Below are 18,270 nucleotides of genomic sequence, written 5' to 3'. Positions count from 1 at the left end.
ATTTTCATTGCGCCATTTGTTGTTCAAACTCAGTATTATGACCAAGAGTGTCTAGTATTTTATCTTTTATCTCTTCATATAAAAGAGGGGGATAAAGGGAGCCTACAGTAAGAAACATTTCTTTATGCATATCGTAAACTGCAAGAGTACGGATAACCCATTCGTTTTCTTTTTCCAATGTGGCTTTATATAAACGGCAATAGCTGGGTTCATTTATATTTTCATAAAAGACTTCTGCCACTGTTTTATGATCATCCCTACGGATAGCTGTTACTAAGATATTTTTCATTTGTATATGACCGGACATAGATAGGACAACTCCTCTTAAGTAGTACCTTTCCTATCGTTGCCAAATCCAATGAAAAATATAATTTTTACGAACTATACAAGTTTGAATAATTCATACTCCAAACAGCTATCTTAATAGATAAGGAGATGATGAAATGTCACGTAACAGTGAAAGCCAACGTGTTAATGTATCTGCGCATATGGATGGGGAAAAAGAAAGCATTATTAATGACCCAACAGCATCAGCTGGTGGGGAAATTGGGATACAGTTTAACAATAAAATGGAAGTAAATCAGGAAATAACGCCGTTCAATTACACACCAAGTCAAGACCCTGAAATGGCTCGCTTTGAAAAGTTAATGAGGGGAAATAAAATTGAAGAATAAAGATGATAAAGTGCCAGAAATGATGATTATTTAGCTTGGTTTATGGATGTGGACAGAAGTTATCCACAAACAGAGTTTATGGTGGATAACTTCAACAAATTCCGACATAAAGGGATTTCTACCTGTTCATAAAAAATGTGGATAACTTATGATTTTTTTGTTGATAATGTTAATAACTTTGTGGAATGCCTATTAAAAGTGGGTTTTTCTGTGTATAACATTGTGGATAGTGTGAATATATCTGAAAATTACTCACACGTGTCGGAATTGATGTGACAAAATTCCACAATGTTTATTTTTAATGCGAAAAACAGCGATATATCATCAGCAAAAAGGCCCAGAGTATATCATCATCTCTGGGCGCGCTATACTATCACAAAATCCTCTAAATAAAATAGTCCTTATTCCTGAAGCGTTTCCCATTCTTCCATTAACGCTTCTAGTTGTTCGTTAAACTTTTCATTGGCATTATTCAGCTCTGCTGCTTTCTCATAATCTTGATAAACAGCAGGGTCACATAAAAGTTCTTCATTTTCGGCAATTTTCATTTCAATCACTTCGATTTGTTGTTCAATTTCTTCGATACGGCGTTGGCGTTGGCGATCTTTACGCTTTTGCTCTTTGTCTAGCTCATACCTGGCTTTGTCAGATTCAGGCGATGCTGACTGCACCTGCACCTTTGATGCAGATTGTGCTTCTCTTTCTAGCTGTTCCAACTCTTCCATTTCAGCCTTTTTTGCAACATAATAATCATAATCACCCAAGTAAGGCTGCAGGCCCTCTGTGGATAACTCAATAATTCTAGTCGCCAATCTGTTAATAAAATAACGGTCATGGGATACAAATAGAATGGTACCCGGATAATCGATTAGGGCATTTTCTAATACCTCTTTACTATCAAGGTCTAAATGGTTTGTCGGCTCGTCCAGGATGAGGAGATTGGCCTTTTCCATCATTAGCTTGGCAAGCGCTAAGCGGGCTTTTTCGCCACCGCTTAGGGAGGAGACAATTTTTAACACATCATCACCACTGAATAAAAAGTTGCCAAGCACGGTTCTGATATCTTTTTCCGGCTTCAACGGGTATTCATCCCATAATTCATTCAAAACTGTTTTGTTGGACGTTAAATTCGCCTGCTGTTGATCATAATAGCCAATCGTAACGTTAGACCCGAACGTAATGGTGCCCGCAACAGCTTCCAGTTGATTTGTAATCGCCTTAAGCATCGTGGACTTTCCAATACCATTTGGTCCAACCAATGCTACGCTTTCCTCACGTTTTAGCTGGAAGGATACATCTTTTAAAATGGGCTCCTTGCCGGAATAGGCAACAGACAAATGATCGACCATTAAGACATCGTTGCCGCTTTGCCGTTCAATATCAAAGGAAAAGGAAGCCGATTTTTCATCACCAAGTGGTCGGTCCATGACCTTCATTTTCTCCAATTGCTTGCGGCGGCTTTGGGCCCGCTTTGTTGTGGAGGCCCTGGCAATATTCTTCTGAACGAAATCCTTTAACTTTGCAATTTCCTCCTGCTGTTTTTCAAATTGCTTAAGTTCTTGCTCATAAAGGGCAGCACTTTGCTCTAAATACTTGCTGTAGTTCCCAACATACTTCCGACAATTGGTCCGTGATAATTCATAAACTTGAGTAACGACTTTATCAAGAAAATAGCGGTCATGGGAAACAATTAATAAAGCACCTGGATACCCTTGTAAATATTGCTCGAGCCAGCTAAGTGTCTCAATATCCAAATGGTTGGTTGGCTCGTCAAGGATTAAGAGATCAGGCTTTGTTAAAAGCAGCTTGGCCATTGCCAACCGCGTCTTTTGGCCTCCGCTTAAGGTTGAAATGAGTGTAGAATAATCAAAATCTCCAAAGTTTAACCCGTGTAAAACTGTACGAATATCAGCCTCATATTGATAGCCGCCCTCATCTTTAAAGGCCACCTGAAGCTGGTCATACTCCTTTAATAATTTTTCATATTGTTCCGGATTATTTATATAAGAGGGATTGCCCATATTAGCTTCCAACTCGCGGAGCTTTTTTTCCTTGATTTGCAGATGCTGAAAAACTGTAATCATTTCATCCCAAATGGAAAGGCTTGATTCCAAGCCTGTATTCTGGGCGAGATACCCGATGCTCAAATTCTTTGGCTTAATGATGTCGCCGCCATCGTAGGACATAGTCCCTGAAATAATTTTTAATAAAGTTGATTTGCCTGCTCCGTTTCGGCCAACAAGAGCAATTCTATCTTTTGATTGTACTTCCAATTTAATATTAGATAAAATAAGGTCAGCACCATAATATTTGGTTAGTTGATTGACTTGAAGTAGTATCATCTCCGTTCACCTCTTCAAGTCAATAGTTTATCTTATACGGCTTAAAATGTGAATTTTTTGCTGGGCAACATATATCATTTGGGAAAAATTGATTATCATTGACAGCTTTTTATAATAGAATACATGTAGGGGGATGAAAACAAAATGTCCTTTACTCATTTCAATGAAGAAGGTCGTGCTAAAATGGTGGATATTACAGAAAAAGGCGAAACAGTTCGCACTGCCATTGCACATTCAAGCATTGTTGTAAATGAAGAAATCTATACAAAAATAAAAGAAAATAAAATGAAAAAAGGCGATGTCTTGGCTGTAGCTCAAGTGGCCGGAATTATGGCCGCGAAGAAAACGTCCGAATGGATACCGATGTGTCACCCCTTAATGCTAAAAGGTGTTGATATTTCTTTCTCATGGGAGGAAAATTCTCCTGAATACATTTTACATATAGAAACGACTGTTAAAACAAAAGGAAGTACAGGAGTGGAGATGGAGGCATTAACGGCCGCATCTGCTTGTGCTTTAACGGTTTACGATATGTGTAAAGCTGTGGATAAGGGCATGATCATCGGCCGTACCTATTTAGTAGAGAAAACCGGCGGGAAAAGTGGCGATTTTCGCAGAAATGAAAGTATAGAATAAAGGAATAGCGGGGGAAAGGCATGAATTTTGATAAAAATAAAATACCGCAAGCGACTGCTAAACGCTTGCCGTTATATTATCGATTTATAGCAAATTTACATGCTTCAGGAAAACAGCGTGTATCCTCACAGGAATTAAGTGAGGCGGTTAAGGTTGATTCAGCTACGATTCGCCGTGATTTTTCCTATTTTGGCGCACTTGGAAAAAAAGGCTATGGATACAATGTAAACTATTTATTGTCCTTTTTTAGACAAACATTAGATCAGGATGAGGTAGTGAATGTTTGCTTAATTGGTGTTGGAAATTTGGGGACTGCGTTTTTGCATTATAATTTTATGAAAAATAATAACTCCAAAATTGTCATGGCTTTTGACGTCAATCCATCCAAGGTCGGAGATACCATTGGTGGTGTTCCAGTCTATCACATGGATCAGTTGGAGGAAAAAGTTGCCGGAGAGTTAGAAGTAGCGATATTAACAGTGCCAGCTCAAGTGGCACAGCCAATAACCGACCGTCTAGTTACATCAGGAATAAAGGGGATCTTGAATTTTACCCCAGCAAGGCTGAATGTGCCGGAACATATTAGAATCCACCACATAGATTTATCAGTGGAGCTGCAATCATTAATTTATTTCTTAAAACATTATCCGTTAAGCTAAAGCGCTAAACGTACCGTTTTCGCCATGGGAATTGCTCACTAATGCACATGAAAATGTACCTACCAAAGGGCATAAGGGTTAGAGTTAGTTGATTTAGCAATAAAAAACGCTTAGAAAAGTTATTTTCTAAGCGTTTCTATCCGTTTGCATTCCAAAACATCGTATTACCACACTATTCCACAATCTTGCCTGTTCTTCGGACTAGGATTGCTTTCTTTTTTTAGTAAATCTTTTATATAGAAAAAAACGAATCGACGTAGTAAAGTCAAAGGTCGCAATAATCATTAATAAAACCGTCGAGAAATTCCAAATGGTATCTCCCGCACTTTCAATCGCTAAATATGTAAACAGCGTACCCATTGCTGCATAGATTAGCGCCATCGTGTATGGTGTTGTTCTCATTATAAAAATCCCCCAATAAAGCTTTGCAGCTGATCATATTGTTGCTGCATTTTCTCTATATTATCTGCAAAAAGGACGCGGACCAGAATAACAAAGGTATTCATTGAAACATGGGCGACAATTGGTACGAGAATTCTTTTCGTTTTAACATAGAGAAAGGAAAAGACCATGCCCATCGCTGTATAAACGATGATATGTGTAAAATCAAAATGCACCGTTGCGAAGACCAACGAGCTGATGATGGCTGCAATCCAAAAGTTAAATTTTTTATAGAGGCTGCCAAAGATAATAAGGCGGAAGATAATTTCTTCAAAAATGGGCCCTATTATGGAAGTGACAATAATAAAAATGGGTGTCCCCATTGCAATTTTTACTAAAACCTCTGTATTTTCCGAACCCATTTCAATGCCAAGCTTCATTTCAATTTGGGCTGAAATGATTTGGGCGAAAAAGGCGAGAAAGACTCCGAGAATCGACCAGCCGGCAGCAGCTAACCTTGATACCCGACCTTCTGTAAAATGGCGTTCTTTCATGTCTGGAATTAAAATCAATAAGACGCCGATTAATCCGATAGCAAAGCTAATAACAGTCCAAATCGCTACGGCATGCTCCTTGGAAACTCCAAATGATAAGAGCAGGTCAACGCCGAATACCACTCCTGAAAACTGCACTAGTATATAGATTAAAATCGTAAGCAAATATCTGCTTTTCAATTTGAATGCTCCTTTATGTATAATCAACTACCCTAGTATTTTAACATACATATTGAAAATCCAATAAGAAGATGATTGTTTTTAAAACTTTTTGTTCATAATGGACAGGTAGGTTAATTTTTACAAAAATAATATAGTTTTTACTTGCAAAAATCTAGTTGATTCTTTATCATAATAAATGTGTTAGCACTCGAGGTGATTGAGTGCTAATAATCGACGAAAATCTACAAATATCATTTAGGAGGGTGTTTCACTTGTTAAAACCATTAGGTGATCGTGTTGTTATTGAGCTTGTTGAAGCAGAAGAAAAAACTGCAAGCGGTATTGTATTACCAGATACAGCTAAGGAAAAGCCACAAGAAGGACGAGTTGTAGCAGTAGGTACTGGCCGTGTATTAGATAACGGTGAGAAAGTTGCTTTAGAGGTGAAAGAAGGCGACCGTATTATTTTCTCTAAATATGCGGGTACAGAAGTGAAGTTTGAAGGTAAAGAATACCTAATTATTCGCGAAAATGATGTTTTAGCAATTGTTGGCTAAGTGGTCTAGAGCGCGAATCATAAATTGAAGTGTGCCTGGACCCACTTTTATTCATTTTTCGTGAGATAGGTCTACTAGTCTCTCTACATAGTAGATCACCCTTGTTAAGTAAACGAATAGATAAATCTAGTGAAAACTTTGAGGAGGTAGTACTTTAATGGCAAAGGAAATTAAATTTAGTGAAGATGCACGTCGCGCGATGCTTCGTGGTGTAGATGCATTGGCAAATGCAGTTAAAGTAACACTTGGACCAAAAGGACGTAATGTTGTACTTGAGAAAAAATTCGGTTCTCCATTAATTACAAACGATGGTGTAACAATTGCAAAAGAAATCGAATTACCGGATGCATTTGAAAATATGGGTGCTAAATTAGTAGCTGAAGTAGCTAGCAAAACAAATGATATTGCTGGTGACGGTACTACTACCGCTACAGTTCTAGCGCAAGCTTTAATCCGTGAAGGCTTAAAGAACGTAACAGCTGGTGCGAACCCTATGGGAATCAAGAAAGGGATCGAGAAAGCAACTCAAGCTGCTGTTGCAGAATTAAAAGCAATCTCTAAACCAATCCAAGGCAAAGAGTCTATTGCTCAAGTAGCTGCTATCTCTGCTGATAACGACGAAGTAGGTCAATTAATCGCAGAAGCAATGGAGCGCGTTGGCAACGACGGCGTTATCACAATTGAAGAATCAAAAGGCTTCACAACTGAATTAGAAGTAGTAGAAGGTATGCAATTTGACCGCGGCTACTCTTCACCATACATGGTAACAAATTCAGAAAAAATGGAAGCTGTACTTGAAAACCCTTATATCCTAATCACTGATAAGAAGATTGCAAGCATTCAAGAAATCCTACCAGTATTAGAGCAAGTCGTTCAACAAGGCAAACCATTATTAATGATTGCTGAAGATGTTGAAGGTGAAGCACTTGCTACATTAGTAGTGAACAAACTTCGCGGAACATTCAATGCTGTAGCTGTTAAAGCTCCTGGCTTTGGTGACCGTCGTAAAGCAATGCTAGAAGACATCGCTATCTTAACTGGTGGTCAAGTCATCACTGAAGATATCGGTTTAGATCTTAAAGCTGCATCTATCGAACAATTAGGTCGTGCTTCTAAAGTTGTTGTTACAAAAGAAAACACAACAATCGTAGAAGGCGCTGGCGACTCTGCTGATATTTCAGGTCGTGTTAACCAAATCCGCAAACAAATGGAAGAAACAACTTCTGAGTTTGATAAGGAAAAGTTACAAGAGCGCTTAGCTAAATTAGCAGGCGGTGTAGCTGTAATCAAAGTTGGTGCTGCTACTGAAACTGAATTAAAAGAGAAGAAGCTTCGCATCGAAGACGCATTAAACGCAACTCGTGCGGCAGTAGAAGAAGGTATCGTAGCTGGTGGTGGTACTGCATTAGTGAACGTATACAACAAAGTAGCTGCTCTTGAGTTAGTAGGCGACGAAGAAACTGGTAAGAACATCGTATTACGTGCGTTGGAAGAACCAGTTCGTCAAATCGCTGCGAACGCTGGCTTAGAAGGCTCTGTTATCGTAGAACGCCTTAAAAACGAGCAAGTTGGCATTGGTTTCAATGCTGCAACGAACGAGTGGGTAAACATGGTTGAAACTGGTATCGTTGACCCAACTAAAGTTACTCGTTCTGCATTACAAAACGCTACATCTGTAGCTGCTATGTTCTTAACTACAGAAGCAGTAGTTGCTGATATCCCTGAGAAAGAACCTGCAATGCCTGACATGGGCGGAATGGGGATGATGTAATCCCTTGGAACACGGGGACGGTTCTCCTGTTCCGTTTTAGCGAAACGCTTCATAAAAAGAATGAAAGACTACTCCTGAAGAAAAGCGGGGGTAGTCTTTTTTGTTTGTTAAGGACTAGGCGTGGATGAGGACAAATGTGATGTGTGACCGTTGGCAATGTCCTCAAAACGTGAAAATGAAGACAAAAATAGATGCCCGGGAAGGAAATCTGTCCTCAAATTGCGAAAATGAGGACAAAAAGCGGCGTGATGGTGAGAGAGATGTCCTCAAAACATGAAAATGAGGACAAAAATAGATGCCCGGGAAGGAAATCTGTCCTCAAATTGCGAAAATGAGGACAAAAAGCGGCGTGATGGTGAGAGAGATGTCCTCAAAACATGAAAATGAGGACAAAAATAGGTGTCCGGGAAGGAAATCTGTCCTCAAATTGCGAAAATGAGGACAAAAAGTAGCGTGATAGTAGTAGAGTTATCCTCAAAACGTGAAAATGAAGACAAAAGTTAGTGCCGGGGCGGGGAGTCTGTCCTCAAAATGCAAGAATGAGGACAGAAAAAGCACACTGCTAGTAATCTTATCCGTAAATAATATAGACGGTATATTTTTCATTTTATTAGAATTCAGTTAATTATTTCCAATGACGTCGAATCATTTTAGAGTATTTATTAGTAATCAACAGGGGGTATTTATGTTAATTGACTATAACAAGCTAACTAGAAGAGGACCAGAAAGAACCAGATGAAGAGCCACGCATGCGGGAATTCTTTTATTTGCCTGTTTTTATCCATGGTATTCCTGTTAACCATGAGCGGGCATGATCAGTGTCAGTACTTTGACCGGTGAAATTTGCTCGTACATAGGTGTCTCTTTTGAAATGATTCGTAAACTGGCACAACATCATTTTCAGCCAGGTGTTACAGCTGAAGGGTCTTTTGACCGCTACGCTGAACATATGAGCATACTGCTAAAGTGGTTCATTCATTACGACGAAAAGTTGCCTGTTTACAGGTTAACTTATAATTCAACAACTACTAAAGATGAGCAAGCATACAGAGGAAGTTATAATCAACAGTTGCGATATATCGATGCTTACAGTGGGAAGCTGATTTGGGAAAAGAAAATGTCGTTGCTATGATGAATGAAAAGAAGGAAATCATTATGGTTCCACATAATGATTTCCTAACCTATGTCTTGTAAAGACAGCCTCTGTTTTATTCTAATCTTTAAAAACATGACCTAAGTCAATTTGAAAGTCCTCGAATAAATGAACTCTTATAATATCATCCCTAAAATAAACACCGCTTCGATTATATGCTCCGTTTTCCAACAGGTATACTTCAATCGTCTGGTTATATGGGTCCACAATCCAATATTCCTTTACCCCGGCTTTTTCATAGCTGTGGTATTTAATTACACGGTCATTTTTCGCTGTTGATGGTGAAAGAACCTCAACCACAAAATCTGAAGCACCGATGATATTTTTCTCGCCAACTTTGTTTTCATCACATACGACAATTAAATCAGGTTGAACCCAATCTTTAATATCCTTTGGTTTTATTTCTTGATGGGCAAATAAACAAACATCAATTGGGGCAGAAAATGCATTACAATCTTTATTACGAAGAAAAAGCTTGAATTCTGTTGTTAATTCATCTGCAATATCTTGATGCAACGGTGTCGGGGAAGGAGACATACTGATAATTTCACCATCAATAACTTCGCACAAAACATCATCATCCCATGATAAATAATCAGCGTATGAATAGCTTTTTGATTGTGGTGGAATTGCCATATCATCACCTCATCGTTTACTTACTTTTTATTATACCATTTAAATGAAAGTATGCGTTTTCTATTTCTTGGTGCTCCTCAAAGGACATTTTCAAATGTAGATTCTCCCGTTAGGATAAGCCAATTTAGTTTGCGCTTATCAATACAAGAATGATAACTTCTTAATGTTTGGTCCTTTTATTTGGAATATTAGAAATTAATTATTAAGGTGCAAGCTACTAAGACCTTAATCCTATGCTGTCCAGTACCATTACATTGGTACCGGAAAATTAAGTCAACATGTTTAGTTTATAAGCCCTAATCTATAAACAAAATAACGATAGATTAAGTGCATGTAAATATTGCCACCCGAAAGCAAGTACCATTTTCATCCGATTGAACAGAAATCTCCCCATTATAGCTTTCAACAATTTTTTTTACCGTGGGTAATCCTAAACCTTGATGTTTACCATCTAATTTGGTTGACGAACCTTTTGTAAATATCTTTTCTTTTAATTCAGGTGGGATCATCGGGCCATTGTTTGTAATTTCTAATAGGGAAATATTGAGCACCTTTTTATAACTAATTTCAATTTGTTTCAATGGTTGATCCGAATCATGCAGTGCATCGATTGCGTTGTCATTTATATTTCCCAATATTAATACAACATCATAACTTTTCATTTGCGGAAATACAAACATTTCCTCACTTTTAACAGTTATTTGAATGCCTTTTTCTGCTGCTTGTAACGTTTTTGCTTTTAATAATGCTTGGACTGCAGGCTGTTTAAAGGGGAAAAAATTTTGTGATTCTATGACTTTATTATGATAATTAGTCATGTACTGCTTAGCTTCATCGTATTTTTCTTCTTCCATTAATATATAGAGAACTTCGATATGATTATGAAAATCGTGCCGATAACTGCGCCATTGGTCAATCATTTTTTCCAATTCATCAATAAGAGGCTTTTCTGCGTAAGCAATTTGGGCTTGGACTTCCTTTTGTTGGATTCGTTTCATATAAATGAAAAAAACAATTGTAACCATGATCATTGCAATTGTTAAAAACGGAAATTGAATAAGAAACGCAAAATGGCTGTCATTAGGTATGAAATACAAGGCATGAATCATCAATCCCAAGAGCAGCTGCAAGCAAATAAGGGGCACTGCCCATTTATACTTATGATTAAGCCACTTTTCTTCTATATAAATATGTCGCTTTTTTATATAAAAGGCTGCTAATAAAAGTGGAATTAAATATAAGTAAGGAAGTCCGATTCTATATGGAAGTGTATGCTGAACTTGAATTAATGATAGGTTAAAAACGGCGCTAGCAAGATACAAAATACTAAATTCTCCTATTATCTGAACGATGTAGGCTGCTGTATTTAAAAGAAAAGCAAGATGCCAAGAAATAGGCAAACTAATACGGGCAATGAATATAGATAGAAAAAATAGTACAACTGTCCATAATTCCATTTGTAAATCAAAATACCTAAAAATGTATGAAATAATGGAAGTGCTAATTGAATAAATAAATAACCCTCTCCAATTGGAAGGCAAGAGGGTTGGCTTAAGTAAACATATCGCAAAAAATAACTTTATAATAGCTTCTGGGACTGATTGGAAAATGAAAGCTAAAAGATTACTCATAAAATAGATTCACCTACTATCTTACTTGTTGAATCAATTCATATAATTTACTTCTATTTAAAAGTGCAAATTCCTCTGTATGTTTAAACGTAATTTTGTATGTTTCCGTTGTATACGGAATGACCTCGTGAATCCATTTAACATTGACAATATTGCTGTTATGTGTCCTTATAAAAAGATTTTGATCAAGCCGTTGGTGAATATCCTTCATACTATCCCTTGTCATATAGATTGATTCTTTCTGGACATTTTGGATATTTTCTATTGCCAGAATGGCGGTCTTTTTGCCATCCTTTTTAATAAAAACAATTTCCTCCATCTCCAAAAATAAAAGATTAGCCTCTACTTTTACTGCAATTTTTCCGGGACTAAGCAGCAATGATTCAATTCGATCAAAAACGGCGGTATCTGTCACATGTAAACGCCTTTTTACCTTTTCTATTGCCAGCTGAACACGTGAAGGATCAATAGGTTTTAGCAGGTAATCAGTAGCCTCTACTTCATAGCTTTCCAATGCGAAATCAACATGACCAGTAAGGAAAATGATTGGGAGATTTGGTTTAACTTTGCGTATGATTTTCGCTAGGTCAATCCCATTGAAATCAGGCAAATCGATATCTAAGATGACAAAATCATGCGGGGTATCTAACAATAAATCAATATATTCTTGGCCTGATTGCAATTCTTTCGTAACGACAACTTCATCTGTTTGATGCAACAAGTTTATTAATCGTCTAAGGATAATGGGATCATCATCAACAATAATTGCCTGCAGCATCTTAATCTATTTTCTTTCTGCATGGTTTTTTAGGTTGATAGAAAAAGAATGAACTTTGCGTTGTAATTTCACCCTTCACAAAAGTCAACATGGCAGCGGCAATAAATGTTAATCCTTTTTTAAGCATTTTTCATAAAGCTCCTTTCTACTACTATCTGATTTATTTTCTCAATAATCTTAACCCCAATTGGAGTAAGTGAAGTGTATTGCAACATTAATCCTAGAAGTGAAGAGAGGATTAATGTAGACTCCATTTCAAAAAAGTAACCTGTTAAAAGGGTAAAATACCAAATGGCTAGGACGAGGTAGGGAATGCCCTTTGTGCTTTTTATAATTGGATTATTTTGATTCTCTTTAGGTAGGCGGCTAATTGAAACCATTCCCAAAATGATAGCCACATGAAGGAAAATAACTAAATGATTTATTAGAATCTGTGGTGAATTCGCAGCAACGAAAGCTAACAAAATAAAAAGCCCTAAACTAAACACCAAGCATGATAAATACGTAGATAAATGATGCCCCCCTGAAAAGACCCTTAGCGATACAAATGCAAGTATAAGACAAATAGTTTGGGAGGTAATATGCAATGACATAGCAATTGCCAATAGGACGAGCACTTTAATAAAATAACCGATTAAGAGCTCGAAGCCATACCGCAAATAATCCTCTTCCTCAACATATCCGCTGGCAACGGCTAGTTTTCTAGCAAACAATTGCGAAGCCTTCGTAATCAACATTCATCACCTACCACTAATTACCTAATTGGTATTCATTTTACAACATTCAACATATTATTCAATAGATTTGGGATAAACTCCCGGAAATTGAGGATAAATCCCTGGATTTGCGGGATGAATTTGAAAACAGATGATTTCGAGAGAGGAAAAAGGATTTATCCCGGAAATAATATGAAATCAAATAATTTTTTCAAAAAAATGCTTTTTGGGTTAGGTACTACTTAGCTAGGCATATGTTTGGTTGCAAATAGCGCCTTTGCTTGGAGTGATAGTGATTCTAGTGATTGGGATTTCCCTAGTAGCGGAACAATTAGTGGATCCACGGTTACCATTAGTGGTAAGAGTCATATACTTAGTCAAATTGACTTTAAGTGGAATTCTGCTGAAGTTACAAATATGAGGAAAGATTCATCATATCCTACTTTGGATTTTAGAGAGGATGGAAAAAATGGGTATATTAACGGTAGATTCCTCTCTACAACACTCCCAGATCCAAAATATGATTTTGAGGGTGATGGTATAATTGGAGATGGCTATATTGATGAATTAGAAGTTGTTTCAAGAGATAAATCAAAAATTTATGCTGGAACTATGTATAGTGTGCAAGGTACTTGGGAGATTATTAATAGTAGTAAAAACCCAGCAATAACTTCTTACTCTTCTGAAAGTAGTTCACCATCTTGCTCTTCATGTGATTACAATACAGTATTTGGAACTACAAGTTATTTGGGTGGCTTTTATATTAACGATGTTATGTCCAATATCTATTCCTCTTCTTTTGCGGATTTTGATACTATAGCTGAGGAAGGGGTTAATGAAAGCAAACCAGTAAATGAGGAATATTATAATATAAAAACAATAGAGGATTTGGACAAATATAAAGAAAAGGCTGATAACAAACTTAATAAATATAATGATGATAGTAAGGATGTGTCATTTGTTGTAACCTTTAAAGAACCAATTAATGCTAAGGATTTAGATGACATCATTCAAGAAAATAAATTAAATGTAAAGGAGGTTTATGCTAGAGGTATTAATAAAAACGGAGAAATTGAAACTATTGGTACTAATCGTTCAGATTATGACTCTTTAAATACGTTATCCAGCGAACTTTCATCATTTAAAGGATTTATAGAAATTGAAGGATCCGCAAAACCTAGTAAGCTACAAAAATTAAAAAAGAATAGTATCGTTTATTCAATAGAGGCAAGTATTGATGGGCTTATTCCAGCTGGACTATACTGGAAAATGGAGTCCCTTTCTAAGAAATAATTGAAAAATAAACAAATTTTTTGAAAGTGAGAAAATAAATGCATCAAAGGGTCAGGAAGATACTGGGTCTTTCTCAAATTATTGTAGGAATTGTATATGCCTTCGGACTAATATTTGGAGGTGTAGAGCGTATTGTTCATGTTTGGGGTGCAGTTTCTTTTTTATTAGGGTGTATTTTGTTAGTTTTTAATCCTACTATCTATAAAGGTTTTATTGGCAGAATATTTTATTTTCTTATCTTGTGGTTCATATTTGTCATACAGATTCCTCCAGCTTTTTTGTGGATTATATTTAATGGTTTTCCAATAACTGATGCACCGGATAATCTTTTTAAGGCACATTGGGGATTTTCAATAATTCATGTGATTATGGGTATATTAAGTATTAATTGTATAGTTACTGATAAGGGTAAATAGTATTGATAAATTTATACATGGGGTAGCGTAAGGGAATGATGCTTTACAAGGTGAAGCACATTTTCTTTTAGAACGTTACCCTTATTTCTCTAGTTTTGTAAATTCCCCATAATGCTAACTCTAAAATTCTATAAATCTCGTCATTGTCATTTTCCGGGTAGTGCCGGTGAATCGCGCCCACTACAGTAGACACGTATAATTCGGGAAATCTATGACCATAATTGTCATGAAGGAGTGAATTATATGTCTACTAAAAAGAGATTTCATAAACGATATTCGTTTGAACTCAAACTGGAAGCAGTTCAAAGAGTATTGGCCGGAGAAAGTGTAAAGATTGTTGCCAAACATCTAAAAGTCGCCGATCCTGATTATATTTATGAGTGGATTAAGAACTATGAAATATATGGAGAAGTGGGTTTAAAGCCTAAACTTAGAAATCATCCAACATTAGATAAAGATTATGTGATTAAAGAGCTAGAAATGGAGAATGAAATCTTAAAAAAGTATCTGCAAATTCTGTACAAGGAGGGAAAAAAGCCAAATTCAAAGTAGTTGATGAATTAAAGCGTAAATACCCTATTGATAAGATTTGCAAAAAATTAGGTGTATCAAGGTCTGGCTACTATAAATATCTCAAAAACAAGGGTAAAAAGAAAAAGGAATCTACCAAAGACAAAGAAATAAAAGAATTTATCACTATAATTTATCATGAACACAATAAAAACTTCGGTTACAGAAAAGTACATGCTGAATTAAGAGATAAATATAATCTGCCCGTAAGTGAAAAAGTGGTACGAAGGTTGATGAAAGAATTAGGCTATAAAAGCCAGTCAAGGAAAACGAAGAAGAAATCTACAACTATCAGTAAGGTAACCGCTGCTGGGCACATTTATGACAATCTATTAAAACGTGATTTTACCACTACTAAATTAAATGAAAAGTGGGTCACAGATGTAACAGAAATACCTGTTGCAGATAAAAAGCTATACCTATCAGCCATCATGGATCTTCACAATAATGGTATTTTAGGATATCAAATCTCCAAAACTCATGATGTTCAACTGGTTGAAGATACACTGCTCTATGCATTAGAAATTAGAAAAATAGATAATAAACTTATCATCCATTCGGACCGGGGAATGGCCTATCGTTCTAATAGATGGAAAGAGTTAATGGACACCTACACTATCAACCCTAGTATGTCCAGAAAGGCCAATGCCATTGATAATGCCTGTATTGAAAGCTTTTTCTCATACTTAAAAACTGAAATACATGAATTAAAAACAGCTAAAAGTATGGAAGAGGCTACAGAGCTAATCCACAGCTATATTCGTTATTACAACCATAACCGTATCCAAGGGGTGTTAGATTACCGTACACCAGTCCGTTTCGCCAAAGCGTGTTAACAGATGAGGACCAAGGACTATTTTTTCTCCTTCTCAGCTTGATAACCAAAGCTCAGGAAGTTGGTAGACTGTCAAGTGCTTTCCTTGACTGTCTACCAACTTTCTGAGACACTCCAAGATGATGAGAAGAGAAAAAGCACCAGGGCTTATCAGCCCTGGCTTAAGCGGCTATATCCGAATTTATACTGTCTACTTTTTGGATCGCAATGCACAGGCACCTAGGACTTATGATGAGTATTAAGAAAACGAGGTAATAGTTAATGGCAAAACCAATATATTGTCCAAATTGTGGAACAAAATTTATTGATGAAGATTTTTATACTAAGTCATTCACATCTTATGAATCTAAAGATACAAGTGGAGCAACTGTTATAATAAATATAAATGGCTGGTCGTGTGAATGTGAAACATGTAATTGGGAAGGTGATATTCTTCCATATGATGAAGACTCAGAATTCAATCACAACTGAGTATATAGCTAAGAACTTAAAGGTATATTATTTTAGACGTATTATGATGAAAAAACTTTAAAGCTATTATTACTTTTCTAGGTAGATTGTTAGTAAACACTTGAATTAGTCCAAGGGAAGTTGATGAATATGGTATGGTCCTTATTTTTATCCTTTATTTTAGGTACGATTGGTCTCGCATTTTTCCCTTACTTTTTTAAAAATGGTAATTATATTGCTAGTATTTTTTGCGCTATATTGATTGTTTTATCTTATTTTCTTCTCTAAATAATAAGCATTATAATCGACAAGCCGCTTAGGGCTTGTCGATTAGTTTTTACATATATAAATGCTGATAATACTCCGCAAGCATCCGTTTCATATCAAATTGATCCTTTGTGCTGATGATGCTGTTTTTCATCATTGCTATCCATTTTTTTCGATTACGATAATAGGTTGGGATGACTTCATCTAGCAATACTGTGTAAAGTTCATTTAGGTCATGGGCATCTTGCTCCGCTTCTTCTTCACTTTCAAAGCCGTCACCAAATTGCCAACCATTGATACCATGCTTACACGCTTCCGGCCACCAGCCATCCAATGTGCTTAGATTGAGGATACCGTTCATCGCTGCTTTCATGCCTGATGTGCCGCTGGCTTCCTGTGGCCTTCTTGGGTTGTTAAGCCAAACATCGGCACCCCTTGTTAACATTTTGCCGATTTCCATATCATAGTTTTCGAGAAAGATGACGGAATCTGGATATTTTTTCGCCATCGCCACAAGCCTCATCACAATATCCTTTCCGTTATCGTCTAATGGGTGGGCCTTTCCAGAAAAAACAATTTGAATTTCCCCGCTTTGTAATAGCGGCCCAATGATTGTTTCATCTGTAAAAATAAAATCGCTGCGCTTGTAAGGGGCAGCGCGTCTTGAAAATCCGATTAGTAGTTTATCCTCTTTAAGGGTAACTCCTGTTCTTTCTTTTATAAAATCTATTAATCTCCGTTTGTTATCAAGATGAATACTCCACAAATCACTGTCATTTTCAGCAGCTTTTAGCATCCGTTCATCGACCCATGTTTTTTTGTGGATACAATTCGTAATGCCGATGATTTCTGAGCAATTGTCAACATGTGCCCACATTTCGTTGGCTGTTTTACAGTGGAGTTCGGCAACGGCATTCGATTTGCGCGCGAGTCTCAATGCTCCAACGGTCATATTAAAAGGCGAGCCGCCGATAGAAATGAGCTGCTCTAATGTTAAGCCGTTGTTCGCGCCCATATACAATAGGCGGTCCAAATAATGCGATTCATTTCCTTGAATGATCGGTGTATGTGTTGTAAACACAATTTTCTCTTTTGCAGCTTCAACGGCCGCGGCGAATTTCAGCCCTTTCTGCATTTTTTCTTTAATCAATTCAAGGCCTGCAAACAGGGCATGACCTTCATTAAAGTGATAGACATCGATATCGATTCCTAAAGCCCGCAATGCCCGGACGCCACCGATGCCTAGCACCATTTCTTGGGCGATACGTTCTTCTCCAAACCAGCCGTATAATTGCCCTGTAATCCAGCGATCCTCGTTTTCCGGTAAATCAGTATCCAGAAGGTATATTGGGGCATTGTTAAACTTTTCTAGCTTCCAAACCTTGCAAACTACTTCTCGTTGTCTAATTGTAACGGTCACGGAAACACCTGTATCTAGTAAACAATCATATTCATTATTATAAAATGCATCATAAAGTCTGCCATTCTCATCTATTTTCTGCTCTGTATAGCCTTGCTTCCACTTAATGCCGATTCCAATGATAGGGTAGTTAAATTCCTTGGCCCCCTTTAAATAATCACCTGCTAAAATTCCAAGCCCGCCAGCATAGGTTTTTAGGGATGAATCCAAACCATATTCCATACAAAAATAAGCGACAGATGGCAACTGCTGTTTTTTCTTTTTTATAAAAAATTCCCTCCTCATCTAGTTTTGGGAAATTATAGTACTATCATTATTTCAAATCCTGCATAAATTGTAAACGCATTCCAAATGGCGATTAGATGAATA

At 36.9% G+C, this 18,270-nt stretch carries 20 protein-coding genes and 1 pseudogene; 11 read left to right on the top strand and 10 right to left on the bottom strand.

The genetic code is table 11. The annotated features are described in order from the left end of the window. Positions 1 to 4: 4 nt before the first annotated feature. On the bottom strand, positions 5 to 307 hold the full coding sequence (locus ACNQFZ_RS09200; RefSeq protein ID WP_458414970.1) for a hypothetical protein: 303 nt from the start codon (positions 305 to 307) through the stop codon (positions 5 to 7). A gap of 136 nt (positions 308 to 443) precedes the next feature. On the opposite strand from ACNQFZ_RS09200, the gene ACNQFZ_RS09195 reads away from it, so the two are divergent. After that, the gene (locus tag ACNQFZ_RS09195) at positions 444 to 674 is read left to right on the top strand and encodes a hypothetical protein (protein WP_458414969.1); all 231 of its coding nucleotides are present in this window, start codon (positions 444 to 446) and stop codon (positions 672 to 674) included. 401 nt (positions 675 to 1,075) lie between these two features. Here ACNQFZ_RS09195 and ACNQFZ_RS09190 read toward each other — a convergent pair whose 3' ends face one another. After that, a complete protein-coding gene (locus ACNQFZ_RS09190; protein WP_458414968.1) occupies positions 1,076 to 3,016 on the bottom strand; it encodes an ABC-F family ATP-binding cassette domain-containing protein in 1,941 nt (646 codons plus the stop codon). Positions 3,017 to 3,160: 144 nt separating this feature from the next. On the opposite strand from ACNQFZ_RS09190, the gene moaC reads away from it, so the two are divergent. Beyond that, positions 3,161 to 3,652 carry a cyclic pyranopterin monophosphate synthase MoaC gene (gene moaC / locus ACNQFZ_RS09185; RefSeq protein ID WP_458414967.1) on the top strand — a complete coding sequence of 164 codons (492 nt, stop codon included), beginning with the start codon at positions 3,161 to 3,163 and terminating at the stop codon, positions 3,650 to 3,652. Between the two features lie 20 nt (positions 3,653 to 3,672). Continuing rightward, on the top strand, positions 3,673 to 4,311 hold the full coding sequence (locus ACNQFZ_RS09180) for a redox-sensing transcriptional repressor Rex (RefSeq protein WP_458414966.1): 639 nt from the start codon (positions 3,673 to 3,675) through the stop codon (positions 4,309 to 4,311). A 201-nt stretch (positions 4,312 to 4,512) separates the two neighbouring features. On the opposite strand, the gene ACNQFZ_RS09175 is transcribed toward ACNQFZ_RS09180, so the two are convergent. Together ACNQFZ_RS09175 and ACNQFZ_RS09170 are read right to left on the bottom strand one after the other, a co-directional pair. Continuing rightward, complete coding sequence (locus ACNQFZ_RS09175) at positions 4,513 to 4,713, bottom strand: YdiK family protein (protein WP_458414965.1); 201 nt, start codon at positions 4,711 to 4,713, stop codon at positions 4,513 to 4,515. Then, positions 4,713 to 5,426: a CPBP family intramembrane glutamic endopeptidase gene (locus ACNQFZ_RS09170; protein ID WP_458414964.1), complete on the bottom strand. Its 714-nt coding sequence runs from the start codon at positions 5,424 to 5,426 to the stop codon at positions 4,713 to 4,715. Before ACNQFZ_RS09170 ends, ACNQFZ_RS09175 begins: the two co-directional genes overlap by 1 nt. Before the next feature lie 254 nt (positions 5,427 to 5,680). Between ACNQFZ_RS09170 and groES the strand changes: the two genes are divergently transcribed. From groES to ACNQFZ_RS09155, 3 genes are all read left to right on the top strand, one after another. After that, entirely contained in the window at positions 5,681 to 5,965 is a 285-nt protein-coding gene (gene groES / locus ACNQFZ_RS09165) for a co-chaperone GroES (protein ID WP_458414963.1), read from the top strand. Positions 5,966 to 6,122: 157 nt separating this feature from the next. Continuing rightward, positions 6,123 to 7,736 carry a chaperonin GroEL gene (gene groL, locus ACNQFZ_RS09160; RefSeq protein ID WP_458414962.1) on the top strand — a complete coding sequence of 538 codons (1,614 nt, stop codon included), beginning with the start codon at positions 6,123 to 6,125 and terminating at the stop codon, positions 7,734 to 7,736. Positions 7,737 to 8,607: 871 nt separating this feature from the next. Beyond that, positions 8,608 to 8,868, top strand: a complete 261-nt coding sequence (locus tag ACNQFZ_RS09155) for a hypothetical protein (protein WP_458414961.1) — start codon at positions 8,608 to 8,610, stop codon at positions 8,866 to 8,868. A gap of 81 nt (positions 8,869 to 8,949) precedes the next feature. Here the strand turns inward: ACNQFZ_RS09155 and ACNQFZ_RS09150 are convergent, their stop codons facing one another. From ACNQFZ_RS09150 to ACNQFZ_RS09130, 5 genes are all read right to left on the bottom strand, one after another. Continuing rightward, positions 8,950 to 9,525, bottom strand: a complete 576-nt coding sequence (locus ACNQFZ_RS09150) for a Uma2 family endonuclease (RefSeq protein WP_458414960.1) — start codon at positions 9,523 to 9,525, stop codon at positions 8,950 to 8,952. Positions 9,526 to 9,848: 323 nt separating this feature from the next. Further along, entirely contained in the window at positions 9,849 to 11,156 is a 1,308-nt protein-coding gene (locus ACNQFZ_RS09145) for a sensor histidine kinase (protein WP_458414959.1), read from the bottom strand. Between the two features lie 16 nt (positions 11,157 to 11,172). Beyond that, positions 11,173 to 11,934, bottom strand: coding sequence for a LytR/AlgR family response regulator transcription factor (locus ACNQFZ_RS09140; RefSeq protein WP_458414958.1), 762 nt, complete (start codon positions 11,932 to 11,934; stop codon positions 11,173 to 11,175). A gap of 1 nt (position 11,935) precedes the next feature. Continuing rightward, a complete protein-coding gene (locus tag ACNQFZ_RS09135) occupies positions 11,936 to 12,061 on the bottom strand; it encodes an AgrD family cyclic lactone autoinducer peptide (protein WP_458414957.1) in 126 nt (41 codons plus the stop codon). Then, complete coding sequence (locus ACNQFZ_RS09130) at positions 12,054 to 12,671, bottom strand: accessory gene regulator ArgB-like protein (protein ID WP_458414956.1); 618 nt, start codon at positions 12,669 to 12,671, stop codon at positions 12,054 to 12,056. The genes ACNQFZ_RS09135 and ACNQFZ_RS09130 overlap by 8 nt, the downstream gene beginning before the upstream one ends. 396 nt (positions 12,672 to 13,067) lie before the next feature. On the opposite strand from ACNQFZ_RS09130, the gene ACNQFZ_RS09125 reads away from it, so the two are divergent. The 5 genes and pseudogenes from ACNQFZ_RS09125 to ACNQFZ_RS09105 all read left to right on the top strand — a co-directional run bounded on the left by ACNQFZ_RS09125 (position 13,068) and on the right by ACNQFZ_RS09105 (position 16,235). Further along, positions 13,068 to 13,943 (top strand): hypothetical protein, encoded by an 876-nt coding sequence (locus tag ACNQFZ_RS09125; protein WP_458414955.1) that lies wholly within the window; start codon positions 13,068 to 13,070, stop codon positions 13,941 to 13,943. Between the two features lie 38 nt (positions 13,944 to 13,981). Then, the gene (locus tag ACNQFZ_RS09120) at positions 13,982 to 14,359 is read left to right on the top strand and encodes a hypothetical protein (protein ID WP_458414954.1); all 378 of its coding nucleotides are present in this window, start codon (positions 13,982 to 13,984) and stop codon (positions 14,357 to 14,359) included. A 243-nt stretch (positions 14,360 to 14,602) separates the two neighbouring features. Beyond that, positions 14,603 to 14,911, top strand: a complete 309-nt coding sequence (locus ACNQFZ_RS09115; RefSeq protein ID WP_458411755.1) for a transposase — start codon at positions 14,603 to 14,605, stop codon at positions 14,909 to 14,911. Positions 14,912 to 14,913: 2 nt separating this feature from the next. Continuing rightward, a pseudogene (locus ACNQFZ_RS09110) lies at positions 14,914 to 15,765 on the top strand (IS3 family transposase); the annotation flags it as partial. 260 nt (positions 15,766 to 16,025) lie between these two features. After that, the gene (locus ACNQFZ_RS09105; protein WP_458414953.1) at positions 16,026 to 16,235 is read left to right on the top strand and encodes a hypothetical protein; all 210 of its coding nucleotides are present in this window, start codon (positions 16,026 to 16,028) and stop codon (positions 16,233 to 16,235) included. A gap of 316 nt (positions 16,236 to 16,551) precedes the next feature. Here ACNQFZ_RS09105 and glgP read toward each other — a convergent pair whose 3' ends face one another. Then, the gene (gene glgP / locus ACNQFZ_RS09100; protein ID WP_458414952.1) at positions 16,552 to 18,186 is read right to left on the bottom strand and encodes an alpha-glucan family phosphorylase; all 1,635 of its coding nucleotides are present in this window, start codon (positions 18,184 to 18,186) and stop codon (positions 16,552 to 16,554) included. Between the last annotated feature and the right edge of the window lie 84 nt (positions 18,187 to 18,270).

Source organism: Schinkia acidoalkalinis, assembly GCF_054301215.1.
This window is presented reverse-complemented; position numbering and strand designations above follow the sequence as displayed.